Genomic DNA, 1,717 nt, shown 5'->3' with positions numbered 1-1,717 from the left:
CACTACAAAGAACGTTTCTTTAAGGTAAGGAGGTGATCCAACCGCAGGTTCCCCTACGGTTACCTTGTTACGACTTCACCCCAGTCATGAATCACAAAGTGGTAAGCGCCCTCCCGAAGGTTAAGCTACCTACTTCTTTTGCAACCCACTCCCATGGTGTGACGGGCGGTGTGTACAAGGCCCGGGAACGTATTCACCGTAGCATTCTGATCTACGATTACTAGCGATTCCGACTTCATGGAGTCGAGTTGCAGACTCCAATCCGGACTACGACATACTTTATGAGGTCCGCTTGCTCTCGCGAGGTCGCTTCTCTTTGTATATGCCATTGTAGCACGTGTGTAGCCCTACTCGTAAGGGCCATGATGACTTGACGTCATCCCCACCTTCCTCCAGTTTATCACTGGCAGTCTCCTTTGAGTTCCCGGCCGAACCGCTGGCAACAAAGGATAAGGGTTGCGCTCGTTGCGGGACTTAACCCAACATTTCACAACACGAGCTGACGACAGCCATGCAGCACCTGTCTCACGGTTCCCGAAGGCACTAAAGCATCTCTGCTAAATTCCGTGGATGTCAAGAGTAGGTAAGGTTCTTCGCGTTGCATCGAATTAAACCACATGCTCCACCGCTTGTGCGGGCCCCCGTCAATTCATTTGAGTTTTAACCTTGCGGCCGTACTCCCCAGGCGGTCGACTTAACGCGTTAGCTCCGGAAGCCACTCCTCAAGGGAACAACCTCCAAGTCGACATCGTTTACGGCGTGGACTACCAGGGTATCTAATCCTGTTTGCTCCCCACGCTTTCGCACCTGAGCGTCAGTCTTTGTCCAGGGGGCCGCCTTCGCCACCGGTATTCCTCCAGATCTCTACGCATTTCACCGCTACACCTGGAATTCTACCCCCCTCTACAAGACTCTAGCCTGCCAGTTTCGGATGCAGTTCCCAGGTTGAGCCCGGGGATTTCACATCCGACTTGACAGACCGCCTGCGTGCGCTTTACGCCCAGTAATTCCGATTAACGCTTGCACCCTCCGTATTACCGCGGCTGCTGGCACGGAGTTAGCCGGTGCTTCTTCTGCGAGTAACGTCAATGAATGCGGTTATTAACCACATCCCCTTCCTCCTCGCTGAAAGTACTTTACAACCCGAAGGCCTTCTTCATACACGCGGCATGGCTGCATCAGGCTTGCGCCCATTGTGCAATATTCCCCACTGCTGCCTCCCGTAGGAGTCTGGACCGTGTCTCAGTTCCAGTGTGGCTGGTCATCCTCTCAGACCAGCTAGGGATCGTCGCCTAGGTGAGCCGTTACCCCACCTACTAGCTAATCCCATCTGGGCACATCCGATGGCAAGAGGCCCGAAGGTCCCCCTCTTTGGTCTTGCGACGTTATGCGGTATTAGCTACCGTTTCCAGTAGTTATCCCCCTCCATCGGGCAGTTTCCCAGACATTACTCACCCGTCCGCCACTCGTCACCCAAGGAGCAAGCTCCTCTGTGCTACCGTTCGACTTGCATGTGTTAGGCCTGCCGCCAGCGTTCAATCTGAGCCATGATCAAACTCTTCAATTTAAGTTTGATGCTCGTGAATTAAACTTCGTAATGAATTACGTATGTTCACTCAGAGACTTGGTATTCATTTTTCGTCTTGCGACGTTTAAGAATCCGTATCTTCGAGTGCCCACACAGATTGTCTGATAAATTGTTAAAGAGCAGTGCAAC

The 1,717-nt window shown here is 52.5% G+C and carries 1 rRNA gene; it reads right to left on the bottom strand.

Annotated elements, in window-relative coordinates:
• Nucleotides 1-25: 25 nt before the first annotated feature.
• Nucleotides 26-1,567 (bottom strand): 16S ribosomal RNA (locus FCH32_RS23085).
• Between the last annotated feature and the right edge of the window lie 150 nt (nt 1,568-1,717).

This window comes from Citrobacter gillenii (genome assembly GCF_013337685.1).
GTDB lineage: Bacteria > Pseudomonadota > Gammaproteobacteria > Enterobacterales > Enterobacteriaceae > Citrobacter > Citrobacter gillenii.
The sequence above is the reverse complement of the archived record's forward strand: the minus strand, read 5'-3'. Positions and strand labels throughout refer to the sequence as shown.